The organism is Helicobacter sp. WB40, assembly GCF_027859275.1.
GTDB lineage: Bacteria > Campylobacterota > Campylobacteria > Campylobacterales > Helicobacteraceae > Helicobacter_D > Helicobacter_D ibis.
Map to the genome: position 1 here is coordinate 1 of NZ_JAQHXS010000041.1, position 205 is coordinate 205.

1 protein-coding gene is annotated in these 205 nt (G+C 30.2%); it reads right to left on the reverse strand.

All coding sequences use genetic code 11. From position 1 onward, the window contains the following. Positions 1-205: hypothetical protein (locus tag PF022_RS08945; RefSeq protein WP_271023591.1), on the reverse strand; the 205-nt coding region annotated here is incomplete at both ends.

Genomic DNA, 205 nt, shown 5'->3' on the forward strand with positions numbered 1-205 from the left:
GCCTTGTAACTATCATTTTCAGTATTTATGCTTGTTTCTTTTAATTTTATAGAATCTATGTCGCTTTGCAGTTCAAGCTCTTTGTCTATTATGCTTTTATCTAGTTGCTTTTCTTTTTGTTCATTCAATTTTGCTATTTTTTCTGTTTGCTCTTTGCTCCTCTTTATAAATTCATCTTGTATCCTTTTCTCCTCTGCTTCCTTTT